The 23,993-nt window shown below is 72.4% G+C and carries 1 protein-coding gene; it reads right to left on the bottom strand.

Annotated features, from left to right (window positions below; translation table 11 throughout):
• Positions 1-53: 53 nt before the first annotated feature.
• Positions 54-23,987, bottom strand: a complete 23,934-nt coding sequence (locus tag IU449_RS16655; RefSeq protein ID WP_195002978.1) for a hypothetical protein — start codon at positions 23,985-23,987, stop codon at positions 54-56.
• Positions 23,988-23,993: the final 6 nt, after the last annotated feature.

The following is a 23,993-nucleotide window of genomic DNA, read 5'->3' as shown; positions in this document are numbered from 1 at the left end:
CCAATCCTGGCACAGCGGCCCCGAGCGGATCACACGGTCGGTGTCTGCGCACATCAGGCGAAGATCCGTGCGCGGCGGTCGGGATCGGCGCAGATGTCCCGGAGGAACAGGCCGATGTCGAGTTCGGCGGGCAGCGTGCGGTAGGCCATGCTGCACAGCACCGAGGGCCCGGCGCTGATCGTGAGGGTGGTCCGGCGTTGCGGGCCCGCCGCCCAGTCGACCGTCACCGGCTCGTCCAGCTGGATCAGTTGTCCGCCGATGCGCACCGCGAGCCGGGATTCGCACCGGTACAGCACAACCGGCAGACCGGCCAGATCGCCGTACACCCCCGCCTCCACACCTGAGCGGATCGATGTCGCCTGTAGCGCGCCGGTCGCCGGGTCGAACTCGGCCGAGACACCGAATCCGGAGTACGGGCGCACCAACAGGGTGGTCGGTGCGCCTTCGTCGGCGGACCGATGCCCGTTGCCGTTCGCGCGGCGACCGCCCGCCCGGGTCGTCGACGCCCCACCGCCACCCGGCATGCCCGGAACGCCCGGCGGCATCATCGGGGCCGAGGTGACAGGCGACGAGTTCGTGCGCGGCACAGCTCGATCGGCTGGGCCCGGCAATTCGGTGGGCCGACCCGACGGAGGAAGACCCGGCAGCCAAGGGCCCGGCGGCCGGCCACCGGGCGATCCCGTTCCGGGACCCCCACCGTTCGGCGTGCCGGGGCTCGGTGCGCCGTTCGGCGGTTGCGGTGCTCCGGGCACCCACGAATCGGGCGGCACCCACGAATCGGGCGGTGACCACGAGCCAGGCGGTGACCACGAGCCAGGCGGATACGAACCACGAGGCGGCACGGGTGATCCCGGCGTCCCACTACCGGGCGGCACGTGGCCCGGCGGGCCGGGTTGCCCGGGTGGTTGTCCCGGCTGCCCGGGCGGCGGCGTCCCGGGCGGCCACCCGCCGGGCGGGATGTGCCCACCTGGCGGCGGGGAGCCCTCGGGCGGACACATCCCCGGCGGCGATTGTCGCCCGGGAGGCTCGGGGCCTTCCGGCGGGTAGGAGGGGGCCGGAATCGACGGCGGCGTCGAACCAGGCGGCGCGGGCTGTCCCGGCGGGCAGTCCGCACCCCCCGGTGGAGTAGTCGGAGGAGTGTCACGCGGGGTGTCCGGTGGCCTGGGCTCGGCCGGCCGCTCCGGCATCGGCCAGGGCTCGGATTCCACCGGCGGAACGACCTTCGTGACAGGCAACTCGAAGTCATAGGTCTTGGGTGGGTGCGGGATATGCGACCGCAACGACGAACCGGGCACGGTGGGTGGCTTCGGCGGGGCCGGATCGTCACCGGCGCGGGGCGGCTGGTCGCCGTCGTCGTCACCGTGGCGCGACCGTGCCCGCGTCCCCTCGGCCCTCGAGGTGCTCTCCCCTGGCTCGTCATCCGAGCGCTGGGCAGCACCGTCCGCGGGCTCCGGCTCCGCACCGGCACGCGGCGTCGACCGCCGCCCGCGCGGTTGATCGGCATCGTCGACGCCCCGGCCGGTGCCCTCGGGCGGTTCGGCCACGCCGTCGGCCGGACGACGCGGGATCGGGTCGCCCGCCCGCGGCGGCCGGCTCGCCTGTTCCCCTCGATCGCCGTCGCCGTTTCGCCGCGCGGCATCCTGTGCGGACGGCGTCTCATCGCGGTCGGCGGGCTCTTGCGGCGGCTGGGGTCGATGTTGCTGCGCCGGTTGCCGGTGTTCGGTGGTGTCCGGCTGTTGTGTCCCTTGGTCGTTCGGGAGGGGCGCCGAGGCGGGCGGCGCCGTGGGCGGCCGCGAGGGCTGCGGCAGCGCGGGATGGCCGCCGGTCGGCCCGTCCTCGGGACCGTCGAGGCCGGGAGAGTCGTTGCCCCGGTCACGCGGCGGTGTCCATCCTGGGTCGACCGGCACGGGCGCGGGTGCGTAGGGGATTCCGGCACGCCAACCGGTGAGCGGCGGACGGTCGGCGTCCCAGTGGTAGCCGAGGCCGACAGCATGGGTGTTCGCGTCCCGCCAGCCGGCGTTGGGATGCCTGCGCAGGTACTCGGATTCGGCGAGGGCGTCGTGCAGGAGAACGAAATCCTGTCGCAGCGGTTCACCCCCCATGAGCCGGTTCCATGCCTCGGCGACGTCGGCAAGACGGTCCATCGGCCTGCGTACATAGCCGCCGTGCGGGTCGGTGTGGTCACGCACCCGATGCTCGTCGCGCATCAGGTGATCCTTGATCTGCTGGATCTGCTCGCGGGTGAAGACCGGCACCTCGTCGCGCATGTACTCCGCGAGCAGGCGGACGAGACCGTCCTCGGTCGACTCGTCCGGCCGCAACGCGCCGGTGAACCCGTCGGGATGGTCGGGGTTCAGCAGTAGCTCCCGGATGTCGGCCACGGTGTCACGCACCGCATCCGGATCATCGGAATCGAAGCGGTCGGCCACCTCCTCGGCCACCCGATCGATCTCGGCCTCCACCCGCGCGAGCTGCGCATCGACGTCACCGGCCGGGTCGATGCCCCGATGCCGGTCGACCAACTGCGCACGCACGGCCTCGACCACCTCGCGGACCGCGGCCTCCTGCTGAGCACGCCGATGCGCGTCCAGCCCGTCGAGAACAGCATCGACATCGGCATCATCGACCAGGAAACGCTCGTACTCCGCGTCGGCCCAGGCCTGCACCCGCCGCCACTCGGCGATCTCACGCTCCCACTCCTCCCCCAGCCCGAGCGGAATGTCCACCCGCCCGGCGGGCGGAGCGTGATCGGCCGCATCCCAGCTGCGGAACATCGGCTGCACATTGCGTTCCGGCGGCGCGAACCACTGATAGTCGCGGAACACCGTGCCGAACGGCGGCACATGCCGCAGCCACGGCCGCGCCTGCACCCAGCGACCGATCTCCGGATGCCGCTGGATCCACGCCTTCACCGCCGGATGCTTCGGCACCTGCGCGGCCATCAGGATCAAGCGCACCACGTTGTAGGAGTCGGCGCCCCAGTGCTGGCCGAACACCGTCACGCCGTCCGGAACGCCGGAGGTGCTGTACTGCGAGGGTGCCTGCGGTGCGTTGACCGGCAGCAGGCTCTCGGGCAGCTGGCCTGGCGGCACGTCGTCGGCCGGCAACGTGATGTCGTTGACGACATCCTCCATGGCCCAGCCGCTGACGCCGTCCGGCGGATCCTTCGGGGTGAACTTCTTCGGCAGCTCGCGCCCGTCCTGACCGGTGGTCCAATCCGGGCGGGTGGGGTCGACGGGATGCCAGACCCCCTCGGCGTCGCGCCAGCGCGTCAGCTCCAGGCGTCGCCCGCCGAACCCACCCGAGGACATCCGCTCCACCTCCGGCGGGGACATCGGCTCGTTCCGCACGACGCCCTGCCGGTCGGCGAGCACACGCCGATATTCGACCGTGGTCTCGGGCCGGACGATCGCCTGCGCCACCGACGCGTCGGTGTTCGCCGCCTCGTCCAACGCCCGATCATGATCCGCCCGCGGCGCCCGCGGGTCCGGCCGTGGACCGAAGACGACGATGCGGGGACGTTCTCCTTCGACGATGCCGACCCGGTCGGTGACCATCCGACCGCCCTCGGCCTGGATCTGCGTGCGCCACGCACCGGCCAGACCCGCCATCTCGTCCTGCAGACGCCCGATCCGGTTGTGCGCGGCGGCCACGTCGGCGGCCGCGTGGGCCAGTGCGTCGACGGCTCGTAGCCGCGCCGGCAGCTCGTCGACCGGCAGTGCGCCGGAACGCAAGTCGTGAGCGACCCGGTCCCCGAGGTCGTCCACGGTGCGGTCGAGATCGCGGGAGAGCGCCGTCTCGTCCGGGACACCGGACTCGTCGACCACCCCCAAGCGCACCGCGAGGTCGTCGCGCATCGTCCGGCGCGGTTTGATCCCGCGCACCTCGGCCGCCCGCTCACGCGCCAATTCGTCGAGGTGCGCGGCGATCTCGGCCGTCGGCGGACGGTGCTCGGCGATGCCCGCGTCCTCCAGTTCGGCGAGACGCTGCTCCTGCTGCCGCACCTGGTCGGCCAGCTCGTCGAACTCGCCCGTTGTCTCGATGAGCTTCTCCAGATCCGCCAGGCGCCTGCGCACATCCTCGTCGTCGGCGAGCCGACGTTCCTGGCGGCCGACCTCGTCGAGAGCAGCAGGCAGGTCGACGAGGTCGGTGCGGGCCTCGGCGTAGAAAATGCGCACGGCGTCGTCGCGGCTCTCGGCATCCCGGTCCGTCCACGGCGGATCGTCGACGCCCAGCAGGTTCTCGGCGCGTTCGTCGGCCTTGTGGCGGACGAACTCGCGCTCACGCACCAGTTCCTTGTGCTCGGCCAGGAGGCGGTCGTATTCCTCGAGCAGACCGATCCGGGCGGCGCTGTCGGCCGCGTCGGCAATCGCCTCGAAGTAGCCCGGAAGCAGATCCCTCAACTCCGCCAGCGCTTCGGCCCGGTCGCCGTCGAGTCGCCACCCCGCCCGCTCACGAACGGTGGCCTGGATGTTCTGCGGATCCAATGCGTCCGGTTCCCGGATCGACAGTCGCTCCCCGAGGGCGCGGATCCGCTGCGCCAGCTCGTCGCGCCTGGCCACGGCCTCGGCGTGTGCGCGGAGAGCGTCCTCGTGCGCGGAATCACGGGAACGGTCCTGCTCGGCGGAGTCGTCGGCCTGATCCGGACGCTCCGGCGGGGGTTCCTCGCCGACCTCGCCGAGGTCATCAGCGGAGCGGGGCTCCTCGGCGGCATCGTTCGGACGCGGGCCCTCGGTGTCGGGCGGTGCCGGATGGACGGCGTCAGGCGTGGTGGGAGCCGACTCGCCGGCGCTGGAGCGCACGCCCGGTGTGTCCGCGGACCGGGGGATGCCGTCTGTGGACGGGTCGACCAGATGTGCGGTGATGACGCCGTTCTCGTCGATGCTGAGCCGGAGTTCGCGGATCTGTGCGCCTGGCTGACGCAGCAGCTCTGCCAGCGCGGGTTCGGCGGCGAGGGCTTCGGTCAAGGCGCGGCCGGTGTCGGCGCCACCCCATCCGGCGACCAGATAGCGGGGCGGTTCGCCGGTAAGCACGCCCACACGCGGACCGATGAAATGCGCTCCCGCTTCGAGCAGCGCGTGGCGCGCGTTCGCGAGCAGCAGGGCGTCCTCGAGCTGCGCCATCCGCTCCGCCGCGTCCCCGGCGGCACGATCGTCTCCCGCGGCGCGGGCGGCGTCCCGGTCTCGGGCCGCGGCCTCGATATCGGCCGCGATGCGGTTCATGACAGCTTCGCGGAACCGCGATTCCGAGTCGGCCGATCGGTCGGGCTCCGTCGTCGCATCAACCGATTCCGGCGGTGTCGAGGTGTGGGCCACGGCGGTGGGGTCGGCGTTGCCCGACCGGTCCGGCGGTCCCGAATCACCCGGGTCGCGCGGGTCACCCGGATCGCCCGCGGCGGGTGGCGCGGCAGGCGGTTTCGACGGCGGGCCGGACGGCGGTGCGGCGGGCGCTGGTCCATCGTCGGGATCGTCGTCTGCTGTCGGCTCGTCCGGGCGGAGCTGGTCGGCTCCGGGCGCGTCCGGGCGCGTCACCTCAGCGCGGGGCACGTCCGGTCGCGTCTGCCCGGTATCGGACGGATCCCCCACCTCCGGCAGTGTCGGTGTGAGGTCGGCACGGGTGCGCATGCTGTCCGGCAGCGACGCGTCCGGGTCGGGCAGTGTTCGGGCGGGGTCCGCACCAGTCGTCGCGCCCTCCGGCAGCGGCCGGGTGTCCGCCTCTGTGATGCCGTCCGGGCGCGTGGTGTCGGTGAGTCCGCTCATCGGTGATCGCGGAGGGCGGTCCGGGAGCTGCGGTGTCTCGGGGCGGACGGGCGGAGCTTGGGGCCCGACGGGGGGCGGGGCGTAGGGGATCCCCGCGCGCCAGTCGGTGAGCGGGGGACGAGCGGCGTTCCAGTCGTAGCCCAGTCTGATGGCGTGCTGGTTGGCGTCGCGCCAGGTGGCCAGCGGGTTGTCGCGCCGGAAATCCGACTCGGCGAGAGCATCCCGCAGCAACAGCAGATCCTGCGGCAGGTGGTCGCCGTTGACCAGCCGGTTCCATGCCTCGGCCACGTCCGCGACGGCGTCCAGGCGCTGACGCACCAGGGCGCCGTCCTCCGGAGCGCGGATCAAGTGCTCGGCGAACATGAGGTGGTTCTTGATCCGGTGCAGTTCCTCCCGGGTGAACTCCGATCGGCCGGTGCCCAGCTGCTCGGCGACCACGTCGACCAGTTGCTCGTAGGCTCCGGCGTCCAACGGCCTGCCGACGACCCCCATCAGGTCGGCGACAAGTCGCGCCGCGTCGCCGGGCTGTTCGTCGGGCAGCGTGCCGGTCAGGTCCGAGATGATCGCCTCGGTGTCGGGAGCGTCTTGTGCCGCCAACGCCCGCAGACGCTCGATCAGCTCACGCGCCCGCGTGTTCCGCTCCGTCCTAGCCGCCTCGGTGAGGTTGTCGAAGATGCTCGCGATGTCGTCACCGGCGGTGTCGTTGCGGAACCGTTCGTACTCTCCGTCGGCCCACTGCTGCACCCGCGCCCATTCCGCTCGAGCCGCCTCCTGACGAGCACGGAATTCCGGACTGAGATTCCCGTCGTCCGGAATCCGGTCCGCGGCATTCCACTCCCGAACCATCGGCTGCACATCGGGCCGCGGCGCGCGGAACCACGGATGGCCCTTGAAACCAGGACGAATCCGACCCGGATTCGCGCTGTCGGCGAACCATGTGAAGCCGGACAACTTCGCCGACTCCAGAATGATCCGCATCGTGTGGTAGAACACGTCCGCGAACGGCAACGAATAGCTCGGAATATCCGACGGCGGCATCCCACCCGGAATCGCCGGCAGGAGCCCTTCGTTGACAGCCCCCCGCGGCACATTCCCCGAAGGATCGACGAACGGATCGACCACCGCCGCCTGGAACGGATTCACCGCCCAGCCACTCACGCCCTCCGGCAGATCACGCGGACTGAACTTCTTCGGCACCCCGCTCTCGTCACGGCCCGTATCCCACTCCGGCAGGCCGGGATTCACGTCGTTCCACCGGCCGTCGCCGTCGCGCCACCGGGTGAGATGGATACCCGGCCTGCCGGCGATCGGCGGCGAGTGCACGAATTCCCGCACCGGCGCGCGCAGATCGACAGGCTGCCAACGCCCTTCCCGGTCGGAGACGATCTGCCGATACTCGATCGTCGTCTCCGGCCGCACCATCGCCTGCGCCAACGCACCACTACGCCGCAGGGCATCGGCCAACGCCGCGTCATGATCGGCGAACGGCGCATCCCAGCGACCCCGCGGACCCACCACCACGATTCGCGGACTCTCACCGTCCACCACGCCGACACGATCGGTGATCCGCCTGGCACCCGCGGCATCGAAGACATCTCGGGCCGCCCCCGCCAGTTCCGCCATCCGATCCTGCAGACGACCGATCTCGTTCTCGGCACGATCGAACTGAACGGCGGCCTCGGCAAGCAGTTCCAGATTCCGCGCGTGCAACTCGGCCTCGTCCGCGAGGACGGTCCGGTTCGCCGCCTCGTCCAGCGTGGCCGCCAACTCCTCCGGACCCAACCGGCCCGGGTCGACGCCCAATCGGGCCGCGATGTCGTCGCGCATCACCCGCCACGGCTTCTGCCGCAACACCTGCGCCGCCCGCTCCCGGCCCAACCGCTCCAGTTCCGCAGCCGACTCCGCGCCGCGCGGACGATCCGGGAGGACGTGCGCGGCTTCCAACGCGGCGATCCGCCGGTCGATGTCGGCCAGGGCGTCGGTGGCCGCGATGAACTGTTCGGAAGCCTCCTGCAATCGGAAGATCGCCGCGCGACGCTGCTCGCGCTCCGCCGCACCCACCATTTCCGGTGTCGGTCTGGACAGTTCCTCGCCGGTGCCCGCGACCTCTCGGGTGCCGACGACCTGGTCGAGCAACCGCTGCATGGTCGGCTCCAGCCGATCGGGGCCCAGCATCCGGTCCGGGTCGCCGATGTCGAATCGCGACGCGCGATCGTCACGTTTGGCACGCCAGAACTCGCGCTCGGAGGTGAATCGCGCCTGCTCGCGCAGCAGCGCTTCGTATTCAGCTTCCGGCGACGCGACCGTCCGGAGGTAGTCGATCATCTCGTCGAGGCGAGCCAGCTCGGCGTCGGCGTCATGCAGTTCGCGCATCATCCGGTCGAGAGCATCGGCCGTCGCGGCGCGATCGGGCGCCTGCTCGGCGGACTCGGCGAGTCCGGCGATGTCCTCGCGCATTCCATCGATCCGGGCGCGGGTTTCGGCGCGCCGATGCAGGAGGTCGGCGATCTGCTCCCGGATACCGGTGGCCGGGTCGTCCGGTGTGCCGTGCTCGGAATCCCGGCTCGGCGACGCGGCATCGTGACCGCCCGTGGCCGGGGTCTCCGGGGCTCGGGGCGGTGCGATCCGGGTGGCGGCGATCCGGCCGGTCTCGTCGACCTGCACCATGCGGTAGTCGATCTCGACATCGTTGTCCGCCAACCAGGCCCGGGTTTCGGCGGGCAACAGCACCCTCGGATCGGCCAACGGCGAGGCGATGATCAACCGACGTCCGTCACGGGTCAGGCCGACCCCTTCGAGGACCATCCGCGTGCCCTCGGCAGCGAGGACGACGCGGGCGGCCAGCACGCCCGCGATCATCCGGGCGTCGTATTCGGCGCGAACAGCGTCCTGCCAGTCCCGCAGGTCCTGCCGGATCGAGTCGACCACGTCGGCGAGCCGGTCCAGGCGGTCCCGCGCCTGAGCGAGTTCTTCCTGATGCCCGCCGATCTCGTCCGGTGGCACGTCCGGCCGCTCCCGCACCTCGTCGTGGAGCGCGCGGGCATCGAGCAACTGCTGCTCGGCCGCGCGAGCGACCTCTTCGATCGTCGGATCGGTGACATCGACGGGGAGTTCCCGGACGTGCCGGAGAATCGACTGCTCGAGTTCCCGGCGTCGGACGGCGGCCGCCCGAGCCCGCTCGCCGAGTGCACGCAGTTCCCGACTCGTCGCCTCGGACGGCGGCGCGTAGACCCGCGGTGCGCCGACCGACGTCCATGCTTCGGGATCGGTGATCGTCGGCTCGCCGGATTCCGGTTGCCGCTGCGCCGGATCCGATCCGGGTTGCCGCGGTGTGGACGCATCCGGCTGCCGCGAGGTCGGCGCCGTTTCCGGCCGCGTCGCTGTGGCCTCCGCATCCGGCCGCATCGGTGCGGAATCCGATGCCGGCCGCTGTCCGGCGGTCGTATCCGGCTCGGCCGCCGAGGGTTCCGGCTCCGGGCTACCGGGTGGCCTGCCATGCTCGACCGGCTCGGCGGGCCGGGCGGATTCCTCGACCTCTGCAGCAGATGTCCGCGGCTCCGGCAGCCGCCCACTGTCCGAGGCCGCCACGTCGGGTGTGCGCTGTGCACCGGTGGGCGGTGCGGCCGGTGGTCGCGACGGCGGGCCGGGCGGCCTGACAGCAGGCCCGGCACTGTCGTCGGGGTCGGAGTCACCGGGCGGCGCCCACGGGAACCCCGCGCGGCGGGCCAGCTCGTCGAAGAACTCCTCGTTACGACGCCGCTCCTCGGCACGCTGCTCGGCCAGTCGGCGATCCACCGCGTCGAGCGCGTCGTCCACCTCTCGGCGCTGCGCGTCGAATTCGCGCGCCACCGACTCCTCGCGCATCCGCACGACCCAGTCGGCGAGCTCCGCGCGCGTCCGCGCGTTCCACTCCTGCTGCTCGGCCAGCTGGGCACGCAGCCACTCCGACGGCCCTTCTGAGTCGGGGGTTTCCGGCGCGGGCGTCTCGGTGTCCGCCTCCGCACGCGGCGGACGTGGTTCTCCCTTCGGACTCCGCGCATCGGACGGTGCGGCGGGCTGTTCACCGCCGGCGGCGTCGGCAGAGGTCCAGGGAAGCCCCGCCCGGCGAGCCAGCTCCGCGAAGAACTCCTCGTTGCGGCGGCGCTCCTCGGCACGCTGCTCGGCCAGTCGGCGATCCACCGCGTCGAGCGCGTCGTCCACCTCTCGGCGCTGCGCGTCGAATTCGCGCGCCACCGACTCCTCGCGCGTCCGCGCGACCCAGTCGGCGAGTTCCGCGCGCATCCGCGCGTTCCACTCCTGCTGCTCGGCCAGCTGGGCACGCAGCCATTCGGACGGCTCGTCGGGTTCCGGCGCACCGCGGGTGGGCGGCGGTTCCGAGGGCGGTTTGCCCGCCCCTGCGCCGGATTCGGTGGCCGGCGCCGACCGCTCGGCGGGCGGGACGACGGGCCGCCGTACCGGAGGACCCGCGGGCGAGTCGGTGAGCGGGCGACCGTCGTCCTCGTCGACGGGCCTCGGCGTGGCCGAATCGTCCGGCGCATCCGGAATCCGCTCGGGGTGCGTGGAATCGGTGCGAGTGTCGGCTCGGTCCGGCGTCGGCGTATCCGGCCGAGTCGTCTCGGCGTCGACCGGTGGCGACTCTGGGCGGGTCTCGTCCGCGGCCGGACGACGCGTCGGCTCGTCGGGGCTGGTCGATGTGTCGCCGGGCCGGGGTTCGGCGGTGTCGTCGGCCTGCTCGGCGTGCGGCAGGGGCAGCGGCCGTGTCGGATCGGTGACCGTCTGGCCCGCGGCGGGAAGCGGCAGCGTGCTGTTCGACGGGAGTTCCGGCGTCTCGGGGCGGACAGGCGGAGCTTGGGGACCGACCGGGGGCGGGGCGTAACCGATGCCCGCACGCCAATCGGTGAGCGGAGGACGGGCGGCGTTCCAGTCGTAACCGAGGCTGATGGCGAACTGGTTGGCGTCGCGCCACAGCGCGATCGGATTGTCGATCAGGAAATTCGCCTCGGCGAGAGCGTCTTGCAGCAGCAGGAGGTCCGCGGGCAACGACTCACCCGCGATGAGCCGGTTCCACGCCTCGGCCACGTCGGCGACCGCGTCGAGTGGCTGCCGCGTGAGAATCCCGTCGGTGGCCCGGTGGATCCAGTATTCGTTGCTCATCAGGTGCCGCTTGACCAGTGCGATCTCCTCGGGGGTGAAGACGGGCTGGCTGTCGGCCAGCTGGTCGGCCACCAGGCGGGTGATCTCGGCGTGGTCGGCGGGTTCCATCGGCCTGGCGACCACGTCGAGCAGGTCGGCCACCAGTCGCGCCGCGTCACCCGGCTGTTCGTCGACGAGTCCACCGGTGAGTTCGTCGACGATGGCCTCGAGCCGGGTGACGGCGTCCTCGCGGCCGGCGAGCGCGCGGAGCCGGTCGACGAGCGCGCGGAGCCGGTCGACGAGCGCGCGGAGCCGGTCGACGAGCGAGCGGGCGCGGTCGGCACGGTCGGCGGCGGCACGATCGGCTGTGTGGTCCGCGATGCGGGCGATGTCGCTGTCATCGGCGCGGAACCGCTCGTATTCGGCGTCCGCCCAATCCTGCACCCGCTGCCACGCCTGCTGCGCGCCACGCTGTCGGTCGCGGAACGGTGTGGTGAGGTTCCCGTCGTCGGGGAAGTGTTCGGCGATATTCCATTCCCGCACCATCGGCTGCACCTCCGGGCTCCGCGAACGGAACCACGGATGCCCTTTGAAGCCGGGCCGGATGCGTCCGGGGTGGGCGCTGTCGCTGAACCAGGTGAAACCCGACAGCTTCGCGCTCTCGAGGATGAGCCGCATCGTGTGATAGAAGGCGTCGGCGAAGGGCAGCGAGTACGTCGGCACATCCGAATACGGTGCGCCGCCGGGAATCTGCGGCAGGTAGGCTTCGTTGATGGCCTTCGGGTCGACGGGGCCCGACGGATCGGCGAACACATCGACCACCGCGGCCTGGATCGGATTGGCGCCCCAGCCGCTGACTCCTTCGGGAAGCGGTCGCGGTTCGAACTCCTTGGGCACCCTGGTCGAGCTTCTGCCGTCCTCCCACTCCGGCCGCGCGGTGTCGACGTGGTGCCACTGGCCGTCGCCGTCACGCCATCGGGTCAGGTGCACACCGCCCGCGCCGTTCCTCGGCGGCGCGGTGACGAATTCCCGGACCGGCGGACGCATGTCCACCGGCCGCCAGTCGCCTTCCCGATCCGAGACGATCTGCCGGTACTCGATCGTCGTCTCCGGCCGGACCATCGCCTGCGCGATCGCCGGACTGCGGCGCACCGCGTCGGCCAACGCCGCGTCGTGATCGGCGAACGGCGCGTCCCATCGGCCACGAGGACCGACGACGACGATGCGCGGATTCTCGCCGTCCACCAGGCCCACCCGATCGGTGATCCGCCGCGCGCCGGCCGCATCGAAGAGATCCCGGTTCGCCCCCGCCAGCTCCGCCATCCGATCCTGCAGACGACCGATCTCGTTCTCGGCGCGGTTGAACCGCAACGCGGCCTCGGCCAGCAGTTCCAGATTCCGCGCCCGCAGTTCGACCTCGTCCGCGGAGACGGTCCGGTTCGCCGCCTCGTCGAGGGTGGCCGCCAACTCCTCCGGCCCCAACCGGCTCGGGTCGACACCCGATCGGGCCGCGATGTCGTCGCGCATCAGCCGCCACGGCTTCTGCCCTAGCACCTGCGCCGCCCGCTCCCGGCCCAACCGGTCCAGTTCGCTCGCGACCTCGGCACTCGGCGGCCTGCCCGCGCCCGCGCCTCCGGCCTCCAGCGCGGCGATCTGCCGGTCCACCTCGGCCAGCGCATCGCCTGCCGCGATGAACTGTTCGGCGGCCTCCTGCAACCGGAAGATCGCCGCGCGACGCCGGTCGAGTTCGGCCGAACCCACCGTTTCCGGTGCCGGCCTGGACATCTCCTCACCGGTCGCGGCCAGGTCGTGCACGCCGACGACCCGCTCGAGCAGGCGTTGCAGGGTCGGTTCGAGTCGGTCGGGACCGAGTTCGCGATCCGGGTCGGCGAGGTCGAACCGCGAGGCGCGATCGTCGCGTTTGGCGCGCCAGAACTCGCGCTCGGATGCCAGTGCGGCCCGCTCCCGCACCAGTGCGGCGTACGCGTCCTCCGCGGTGGCGTCCGGCTGGTCGCGCCCGCTCTCCTCGTCGGTGCGCGTCGTCTCCGCGGGGTCGGGTTCGGTGTCGGGGCGCGGACGCGTGGAGCCGGATTCGGTGTCGGGGCGCGTAGGCGCGGAGTGGGGCTCGGCACCGGGACGCGACCGAGCGGAGTCATCGGCGCGGTCGGGGGCGGTCCCCGGATCGGTGTCGACGGGAGGCCGCAGATCGGTGACCGTGATCCGGCCCGCCACATCGACTTCCACCAGGCGGTACTCGACCGTGACACCGCCTTCTGCCAGGCTCCGCCGCATATCGGGGGGCAGCACGGGGTCCGGGCGGGCCAGCGGCGAGGCGACGATGACGCGACCGTCGTCCGGCAGCACGCCGACGCCCTCGCCGACCATCCGCGCGCCCTCGGCGGCCAGCACCTCACGCGCGGCCAGCACGCCCGCGGTCATCCTGGCGTCGTTCTCGGTGCGAACGGCCTCTATCCACCGGCCGATCTCGACGCGCGCCGCGCTCACCGTGCGGATCGTCTCGGAAAGGGCGGACTGCGCCGCACGAAGGTCCTCGAAGTGCCGGGCCATCTCCGCGGCCGGCACCTCGGGCCGGTCGCGCAGGTGCTCGACCCGCTCTTCGGCAGCGGCGAGGCGATCGTCGAGCGCTCGCGAGATCTCTTGCGGCGTACGCCCGTCCGGCTCGACCCCCAGCCGGCGAGCCAGTTCGGCGACCCGGTTCTCGGCCAGGCGGCGGGCGGTGGCCGCGTCGCCGATCCGTTCCCCGGCTCGCACCATCGCCTGGCGAATCGGCTCGCCGGTCGGCTCGTGCACGCGGCCCGGCCCCTCCGGCGACCAGTCCCGCCCGGCCGGTCTGCTCTGGTCCGGAACCGGCTGGGGTGCGCTCGATTCCGGATCGGCGGATGATCCGCGAGCCGGGTCCGGTTCGGCCGGGTCCGGCGCGGCCGACACCGGCGGCTGCCCGGGTGGCTTGCCCGCACCGCCCTCGGACCCCGGCTGCGGCGGCGGTGCGTCCGCACCGGCCGGACGCGCACCGCTGTCCGACGAGCGCGGCGCCTGCGACGCATCCTCCACCCGGATCACCGTCGCGCGGCCCGAGTCGTCGAAACGCAACTCCCGCACCCGGACATCGGCGTCCGCCAGCAACCCGGCGAGCTCCGGATGCCGAGTCGCCGCGTCCCCGAGCATCTGCCGGGCATCGCGGCCGTCGAGGTTGGCGATCACCACCATCGGCGGCTCGCCGTCGACGACACCGATCCGGTCGGTCAGCGGGCGGGCGTCGACGGCGGCCAGCGCGTCGCGTGCGCGGGCCGTGTCGATGTCCCCGGCGAGCTGATCGGCCCGCTGTCGAGCGGCTTCGGCGCGATCGAGATCACCTGCCGCGACAGCATGCTCGTGCTCGCGCAGCGCGGCGGCCCGCTCGGCCACGAGCCTGTCGATCGTCGCGCGCCGGTCCTGCGCGGCGGCCGCCCTGTCCGCGTCGGCCTCGGCGCCGCGCTCGGCCGGGAACTCCGGCGGCTCGATCCGATCGAAGGCGGTTTCCGTGCGGTCACGCGCGTTCGGGAGCGCCGCGGTGTCGCCGGCGGGGTTCGATGTGAACGGCAACCGGTTCAGCACTCTGCGGACCCCGCCGCGCTCCGGGGGCGCCAACTCCGCCGAACCGTCCTGCAGAATCCGGCCGATTCGCTTCACCAAACGCTTCGGATCGGAATCGGCCATCCCCGCGAACAACCTGCCGAGCGCGTCTTCGACCACGTTCTGCCCGGACGGCTCGGGGATGCGCCAGCCTCCGTCGCCGTCGGTCATCATGAGGACGGGGAACCTGGCGGCACCGAGGTTCAGTTCCTCCGACCGGTAGAACCGGTAGTACCGCGGCATCGCCCCGCCGTCGTCTTCACGCATGATCGCAAGCGCGATCTGGCGGGTGTACAGCCGCCGCGCCACCGAGGCCGGATGATGCTCGGGAAGACCGGGGCTCTGCTCGGTCATCTGGAATGCCTTGTCCAGGAAGTCCCCGCTGAGCTGCCCGGCACGGACGCTGCGTCGACGACTGTCGCGTGCTTCGGCCCGGGTGACGAACGCGTCGTCCGGCAGCGCGCGCAACCATTCCCGGAATCCGACGTCGATCAGACCCTCGGCGCGGTATCTGAGGTAATGCACCAGCATCTGGTCGCGGGCCTCGGTCGAGCCCGGGGCATGGTAGGGCTCTTCGGCGATGAACCGTCGCACCGGCGACAGTCGGGGCACCTCGCCGCGCCCCTGCGACACCGACAGGTACTCGATGTCGAACCCCCTGCGCCACAAGGCGCCTTCGTACTGCGGGTCACTCAGCTCCAGGGCGCGCACCGCGTCCACGTGCGCGCCCGGCTCCGCGACCACCAGCAGCCGCGTGACCGGCGCGCCCTCCGGGCTGAGGCGAGCGACGTTGTCGGTCAGACGCGTTGCGTCGGGGTGGCGGGCGAGTCGGGCGTCGAGCCCGCGGCGGGCGAGGTCGGCGGCGTCGTCCGACGCACGGGGAGCCGTCGTCGCCTCCCCCTCCGGGGCGGGCCGTGTCGGCGCCTCGGCGTCGACCAGATCGGCCCACGGCCGGTAGCCGCGGGCCTGCTCGCCCGCCCCGCGCACGACGGCGAAGGCCAGCTCGGCGTTCGCCAGGCCGACCTTGTCGAGATATCGGCGGATCGCCGCCCGGCCTGCCTCGTAGGCCTGTCTGCCGGGCGGTACGCCCCCGGTGTCACGACCACGAGCCTGCGCGCGTTCGGCATCTCGGTAGGCGCGGTCGTATGCCTCGGTGTAGGCGCGTTCGGCGGGTCCGACCGGTACGAACCGGCGAGCGTCGCGCAAGGCCCGCAGGTGCTCGATCTCGAATGCGTAGTCGGCGCTGCGCCGGTCGCGCAGCGCGGGCGAGTCGGCGGTCCGAGACGGCGACTGCCGTTCCCCTTCGGTCGGTGTGATCCCGCGGGCGCGGTCCCATTCCGCGCCGTAGTGCCCGGCGTAGTCGCGGTCGCCGAGACGCAACGCGCCCTGCGCCAGGTGCTCGCGGATCGCCCGCGCGCCTGCCTGATGGGCGGCGGCCTCGATCATGGACTCGATCACCGAACTGTTGCCTCGGAAGACCTTCCGGGCCTGGTCGGCGGCCGTGTCACGAGCCTGCACGTACTGCGAGTGCAATCCGTCCGAGCGGTAGTAGGCGGTGGGAGCGATACGAGCCCGCAGATAGCTGAACTCGTAGGCCATCGCGAGCGCGCGCGCCTGCCGGTCCAGCATCGTGTCGATGTACTCGTCACGGGAGAGGATCAACCGCTCGGGCGGACCGTCCTGCGCGGCGCGCATCTGGATCGCCATCGTGACCGCGTGGACCACGTCGGTCGCCATGTGGGCCGGACTGCCGTGCAGGTCGACGGTGAGCACACCGGTGAGCGGGTCGTAACGGGCGCCGAGTTCGGCAGTGACCGGCGTGGCGGATTCACCGAGTACGAAACGGATGGCGATGGCGTCGTCGAGCATCGCGGCGGCCCACTCGCCCACGATGTTGTGCTGGTAGTCGATGACCTGGCCGAGCAGTTCGCGGACATCGTCGAGCGCTTGTCGCGAACGCTGGGTCACGTCTTCCGGCGTGAGCAGGGGCAGTTCGCCCTTGGGACCGTCGGGCGGCCGGGGAGCGACCAGATGGCCGGGAATCGAGCGCGTGGCATCGGCTGCCCAGGCGTTGTGCAGATCGACTTGCGCGCGCCGCACACCCACCGCGCCGTCGTCGCCGACCCGCACGCTGAAGCGCTCGGCCGGCACGTGCCGCGTCGACACCATGTCCCGCAGGACGCGGTCGGCATTCACGGCGTCTCGCGTGACCGCCGCGAAATCGCCACGCGCGTCGGCGGCGAGCAACCGCGGTGGATCGCCGGGCAGCACGGCGACCCGATCCCCGACCCACCGCACGCCGTCCGGTCCGAACTCGCGCGTGAGCAGATCCCGCATCACCTGCGCGGCGAGTTGATCGGCGAGCCGGTCGCGCCGGGCTTCCAGGTCCGCGTACCGCCGGGTCGTCTCCGACAGCGCGGTCACGCTCGACACGAGCTCCGGCCGGGTGCGCCGCCAGATGTGTTCGCCGGAGAAGGAGCGGAGGTCGGCGACGATCTCCTCCAGCGCCGCCTGTCGCCCGCGGTCGAGCATGGCACGGTCGGCCGCCACCGTGGCGGGATCGAACGGACGCAGATGCCGGACGCCCCTGAGCCACTCGTCCTGCACCGCCCGCAGCTCCCGATCGAGCGCGGCCGCTTCGCGGACAAGTCGCTCCACCTCGCGGCGGGCCTCTGGCGTGGTCGGATGGTAGGAGTCGGGGTCGCTTGCCGGGACAGGCCGGGAGTCTTGGTCGCCCGCGAGGACATCATCCGCGAGCAGCGCGTCCACTCCCGCGTCGACGCCCACACGCCGCACTGTGGCACTGTCGGCGGAGGGGTCGGCCGTACGCGCCTGCGTGACGGCGGCGTCGTAGGCGTCGAGATATCGGGCGTGCAGTTCACGCGCGAGGGCGGTCTCGGTCCGATCCGCCACCGCCATGTCGGTGTCGGGATACCCGGCACGCATCAGTTCGTCGAGGAACTCCGCCCGCCTGCCGACCGCCTCGGCTTCCACCCGTGCCCGCGCATCCGGCGCGACCTCGGCCCCGGGCAGCGCAGGCAGACGCCCCGCCAGCACGGCTTCCGCGAGCGCGGCGACACGTACCAGTTCGGCAGCCTGCGCCTGCTCGCCGCGGTCGTGCGTATCGATGACCACGTCCATCGTGGCGGGGTTGAAGGCATCGGCTTCCCCCGACCGGTCGCCCAGGTCATCGAACCGCACCGCCGCGCCCGCGTCCCGCAGGACCGCCAGCGCGTGGCGGCCGGTGTCGGTATCGCCCAGAATCTGGTGCACCCGCGCTTCGGCCGGGTCGGTCGCGGGCGCGAACCAGTCCGCGCGCGGCGGCGCCGGGGCGTCGGCCGAGCGCGCTCCGTCCGCCTGTTCCGGCGGCGTGCCAGGATCCATCGGCAGCGAACCGGCACCGTTCGCGGGCTCGTCCGAGGACAGCATGTCCGGCGGTTCCGGCAGCCCGTCGGCCGACCGATCCGCGTCGTTCGGCTCGGCGGGCCGGATCACCAGGTAGCCGCGATCGGCGGCCTCTTCTTCGGTGAAGATGCCCGCGACGTCCTCGACCATCGGGATCGGGCTCTCGCCGTCACCGTGCGCGTCGTGGAGCGCGAACAACGCCTCCGGAGAAGTCGACCCGACATCCAGGTCGCTGTCCGGACGGAACGGTGAACCGGACTTCTCCGAGATGCCGGTCTGCCTGCTGCCGAAAAGAACGATCGGAGCGCCGCTTTCGGCGACCGATCGCATGGCCGCCTGCAACATGTCCGGCGTGACCCCCGGCCCCGGTTCTCCGAGCAATTCCACGCCCCACTGTTGCGGGGTCCGATGCACCGCAGCCGCGTCGACGGCGGTGACCGGCCGGTCCGGTGCGGGTGGCGGATCGGGCCTGGCGTGGTCGGCGAGCGCGTCGAGCATCCCGAGCACATCATCGTGCCAGCGCTGCCGGCCCAGCCGTTCGAAGTCCGGGCGCAAGGCTTCGACCCGCTCGCGCAGGTTCGCCACCTCACCCCGGGTGAGGTGGTGGTCGACGACCTCGAGGGTGCCGTCCGGTCCGCCGCGCTGGAAATGGGAGGCGAAGGGGCTCGAGCTGTCCGCGGTGACGGTGCCCTCGAAGGCACGGTGGTTGCCGATGCCGTGGATGTTGTCGTCGCCATCGACCATCCACCCGCGCGCGTCCCGGTCCGGGATGCCCGCGAGCGCGTCCGCCAGGCCGAGCGCGCGCCCGGCGTCGGAATCGTGGGCGCCGAGTTCGTGCGGATCACTGAAGGCGGGCCAGCGCTGCTGCGCCGTCGAGCCGGGCACCTGCCGCAGGAGGACGACATTGCGTCCGGCACGCACGGCCTCGGGGACCGGAGCACCCAGCGCGCGCGACAGCGCGGAGAACAACTGCTCGGCATCGGCGTGCCTGGCGTTGATCATCGTCTTGCGGATCAGCTGGGTGCCGTCGCCGTAGGTCACCAGCTCGACGCGGCGAGCGCTGTTGACCGAGCGGCCCTCGTGCAGCACCTGCACGGACTGCTCGCCGGAGGCCAGAGCGGCGCGCACGACGGACTCGAACGAGCGGATCCCGTGCGCGCTGTCCCACTCCGCGCGGAACACCTCGGCGTAGGTGGCACCGTCCTGGCCCGACGGCAGGTCCGCCACCAGCGGACGCAGCGCGCGCAGACCGGCGTCGTTGGCCAGGCGGTCGAGTTCGTGCGACATGGCGTCGGGATTCTCCCGCGCGGCGGCGGCCCTGGCCTCGGTGAAGGCTCGGGTGTACTCCTGCTCGCCCGGGACCAGCGGCAGTTCGTGTCCGGCCGCGCGCAACTGACTGCGCGCGACCACCTCGAGCGCGTAGGCCCTGGTCTCCTCGTCGAGCATCCGGTCGACATGGACCTCGCGCGGAGTCCGCATGCGGTCGATCGCGCCACCTGGCGTTTCGCGTGCCTGCGCGAGCTCGACATGGATCGCGTTGCGCACCAGCGCGGCCATCTGCTCGGCATCGGTGGCGCCGACGTCCAGCCGCACCGCGCGTGGCGTCGGAAGGTAGCCGTCGACGCCGTCCGAGCCGTAGACGACGCGCACGCCGTTCTCGTCGAGCACCCGGTTCGCCCACCGGCCGACCTCGGTGCCATCCAGTTCGGCGCGGACCCGGGCGATGCGGGTCTCGGCCGCCGCGGCGGCGGGATCGTGCGGGACGACCTCCGGCCGGTCGGCGGAGTCGGCGCGCGTGTTCGGGTCGGCACGGTCGAGCAGTACCCGCCCGTCGTTGTCGACGCGCGCGTCGAGATGGACGCGTTCGACGTCGCCACGGTCGAGGAGCGCGGAGAGCTCGGGATCCGTCCGCGCGCGGTCGAGGACGGACTGATGCTCGCCAGGAGGCGCGACGACGAGCAGACGATCCGGTTCCCCGGGCACCAGCGCGACCTGCTCGGCGAGCTGGCGGGCGCCGGGCTCGGCGCCGGCTCGCTCGGTCACGAACGCACGGGCGCCGCGGGCCGCGAGCTCGGCTCCGCGCTGGTCGATCGCATGCTGCATCGCGTCGCGCTGGTTCGCCAAGGCCGTCAGCGTCAACAGGTCGTGCTCGGTCCGTCGCAGGGTCGCCACCCGGTCGGGCGAGAGCCCCGCCGCACGCCACTGCGCGGCGACCTCAGCGAGCCGCTCGGCGATCCGCGCATCGAACACCGCGCGCGGCGCGGCCGGGTCGACGCCCAGCGGGGCGGCGAGTCTGCCGAAGCGCTCGGATATCTCGCGCAACGCCAGCATGTCCGATCGCAGCGCCAACGCGCCCGCGCGCAACTCCCTGGCGGCCTCGGCGCGCGTGGGCCGGAACACCTCGTCCACCGCGGGTGTGTCGCCACGCGCGGACGGAAGGCGTGCTGCCTCCCATGCCTCGCCGTAGAAGCGGGTGTAGTTGGCCCCGTTGTCGAACTCGAACAGTGTCAACGGCTCACGGAGGGCGTCGACGCCCACCTCGTGCGCGATCCTCGCCATCTCCTCGGGCGGCAGGTCCGGCTCCGCACGCAGCAGGCTGGTCTCGGCGCGTTCGTAGGCGTCGGTGTACACCCTCTCCAACTGGTTGGTGCCGACCTCGAGACCCAGCTCGCGCAGGTCCCTGGCGAGCTGGAAGCGCCTGCCGTTGGCCGCGGCCTCCTCCTCGATCATCGCGCGCACGTAGTCCTCGCGGGTCATCGAGCGCACGATCTCGGCGGAGTGCGGTGTCTGTCCGTCGATGTATCGCTGAGCGTGCACCGACTCGTGCGCCAGCGCCAACGCCTGCCTGACGTGGCTGTTGCCCTCGGTGAAGGCGACCGCGGCGAGGACGCTGCGGCGGAACGAACCGACTCGACCATCCGCCGAGGGGTTGTGGTCGTAGAGGTCACGCACCGGACCGTTGTCCAACGTGGCGAGGATCTCCCGCCCGGTAGGCGTCTGCGCGAGGATTTCGCGCACCTGATCGCGATGCTCGTCGATCGAGCGGCCGACGCGGAGGGCGGGCTCGCCCGCCTCGGCCACGTCCCCGAGGGGATGGGCGGAATCATCGGCGAGCGCACGGCCGTCGGCGTCGAGCAGGATCGCCGAGACGCGGTTCAGCTCCGCGGGCACATGTGGAGGGAAGCCGCGGGGCGCACCGTTGGCAGGGTCGATGACCTCGAGGTAGCGCGCACCCGTCACCGGGTCGACTCGAACAGTGACGAGGTAGGCGTGCGCGCCGACGCCGTAATCGTCCACGATGCCGTGATATTCGTCGACCACCAGTGCCCAGGTCGCCGAGTTGTCCTCGGCGAGCAGAACATCGGCGACGGACTGGTGCCGTGGCGCATCCGGGTCGGCCGGAGGCGCAACGTCGTGCATTCGCCCGCCCGCATGGCTCTCCACTTCGGCACGCGTCATACCCGCCGGGCCGACGTCGCGAGGTACGCGCACGGTCTCGCTGCCGGTCTCGGCGACGATCCGGTCGAGCGCGTCCGGCACACACTGCCCGCGACGTGCCGGATCGGTCTCCGGGTGCAGGACTCCCGTGGCATGCCTCCGATCGGGTCCGCCCGCCGCCGCACGGTCGGCGCCGGGGTCCTCGCCCCGCGGCTCGACGCCCCTCGGCGGCGCGGACGCCTCCGCGAGCGGCGGTACGGCGAGCATGCTCTCCGGTGGCACGGGCAGATTCGTGCCGTCGACCTGCTCCGGCGAAAGCTGCCGGCTCCGTGCGGGTTCCGCCGACGGCGCCGGAGCGTCGGCGTGGTGGGCCTGCACTCCGCCCTGGCGGCCGAGGGGGCTGCTGGTGCCGTCGGCGATGCCCGCGCGCCCGATCGGCGACGCGCCTGAGCGATCGGCGGGTGCGCCCGGTGACTGGCGGCTCTCGCCGGGGACGGCGGGGCGATCGGAGACCTGCGGGCCGGAAGCGTGCTGGGTATTGCCCGCCGTCGCACCGGCGGCGGCGCCGGTCCCGCTGCTCGGACCGGTGGACGAGGCTCCCGGCGCGGTGGCCGCACCGGGCGGCGGCCCCACCGAGACAGTGCTGCCCGGCGCGACCGGTCCGGCGCTCGCCGGCGGAGCGGCACCGGGAAGGCCGGACATCGGGGCGGCGGTCGGCTGTGCGGGGCCGTCCGGGCGGTGGGGCGTTGTCCCGTCGTGGACGCCGCCAGGGGTGGCGGGGGAACGGTCCGCGGTCGACGAGGCCGGACCGTCGGGGGTCGCTCCGGGCTGCTGCTGAGAGGTGTCGGCGCGTGGTGCGTCGTTCGTGCCGCGCGTCGGCTCGGCGGAATGGCTGCCGGTGTCGTCCGCGCGACTCGGAGCGTCGGTGTCCTGCTGCGCCGCGGCGCTGTTCGGCTCCCCAGCAGCGCTGTTCGGCTCCCCAGCAGCGCTGTTCGGCTCCGCCGCAGTGTTGTTCGGCTCCGCCGCGGTGGACTCCGCGCGCGGCGCACTGTCCGACGGTGCGTCGGCGGTGCGGTCCGCGATGGTGCCCCCGGGGTCGGCAGCTTCCCCTCGCGTGTCGCCGCTCGTCTCCGGCCGGGTGTTCACGCCGTCCGTGTCGGCCTCGTTGTCGCCGTCCGTGCTGGTTCTGGGGTCGCCGGGCTGGGGCACGGCCTCGCCTGCCGACCCGGCTGTCGAATTCCTGTCACCGTCCTGCGCCGTCGCGTCCGAGCCGGGGGCAGCGGTGTCCGGGGGCGTCGTCCCGGACGCGGGCGAAGTCCCGGGCGCGGGATCGCCGGTCGAGCCGGCTTCGGGTCCGGCGGTGTCCGGGGCGGTGCCCTCGGGGGCGAGACCCGCCCCGTCCGCACCGTTCCCCGTCGGATCCGCGCTGCCGTCGGTTCCGGTCATATCGGCGCCGTTGGTCCCGGTCGGATCCGCACCATTCGTGCCGGTCGGATCCGCACCATTCGTGCCGGTCGGATCCGCACCATTCGTGTTCGCCGGGTCGGCACCGTTCGTGCCGGTCGGATCCCCCCCGTTCGTGTTCGAGCCGAGCGGGTCCGGAGTCCCCCCGACGCGCGGTTCCGGATTGGGGTCGGGTGACGGCGCGGGATACCACTCGGGATGCCTGCGTTGATAGAAGCCGTCGGCCGTCGCCCGGCTCGCGCCCGACATCGCGCCGTTCGACATGCCCGCGGTGAGCATTCGCGGATCGAATTCGGTCTGTTTGGCGTTCTCCCACGCCTTGTCCCACCCGTCCTGGTAGGCGTCGATGCCCAACTGGGTCAACACGCTCCCGCCGAAGCCTGCCACCGACCCCACCAGGCCCGCCGCTGTTCCGACCACGGCACCGTTGATCGCACGATGCCCGAGGTTCGGCAGCGCATTGCCGAGCCAGTCCCCGACGGGGCTCGCCGCACCCGCGCCCACCGCGGAACTCGCGGCGGTCACGGCGATCTGCTCCCAGTTCATGGTGTCGCGATGACCCGCCTTGACCTGGTAGCCCTGGATCGCCACTTCCTGAAAGGTGCCGATGATCGTATCGAGGGCTATGTGCTGGACCAGGAACCTCGCCGCCCGCTGGCCGACCAGTCGCGCGGTCAACTGGATGATCCGGTTCATCACCCGCTGGGCGAGGAGCCGGATTCCGACGCGGGTGAGGCCGATGGCCACGGCCTCCGCGGCGGGCGCGGTGGGCGGGAAGATCCACGCCGCCGCGATCTCCGCGGCGAGCAGCGCCAGCGAGCTGATCATCATCAGCTGGGCGTACTCGATCTCGGTGCCCACGTCCTGCGCGGAATCACCCATCTGGTCGAAGAATTCCGCCAGTTTCTCCAGCGAATTGTCACCGCTGCGCAGCGCGTCGAAGGACTTGGTCATCTTCTCGATGCCCTCGCCCTGTGGGTAGGCCGCCAGAGTGGCGCTCTTGGCGTCGTCGATCTCGTTCAGGATCTCGCGCAGGCCGCCCGCCGCGATACGCCAGTCTCCGGCGATGTCCCACATGCCCTCGGGCTCGCCCGCGGGCCAGTCGGAGCCGGCCACCCACTCCAGCCACCGCAGGTAGCCTGGCAGCTCAGCCATCAGTGC

It is taken from the genome of Nocardia higoensis (assembly GCF_015477835.1).
GTDB classification, from domain to species: domain Bacteria; phylum Actinomycetota; class Actinomycetes; order Mycobacteriales; family Mycobacteriaceae; genus Nocardia; species Nocardia higoensis_A.
This window is presented reverse-complemented; position numbering and strand designations above follow the sequence as displayed.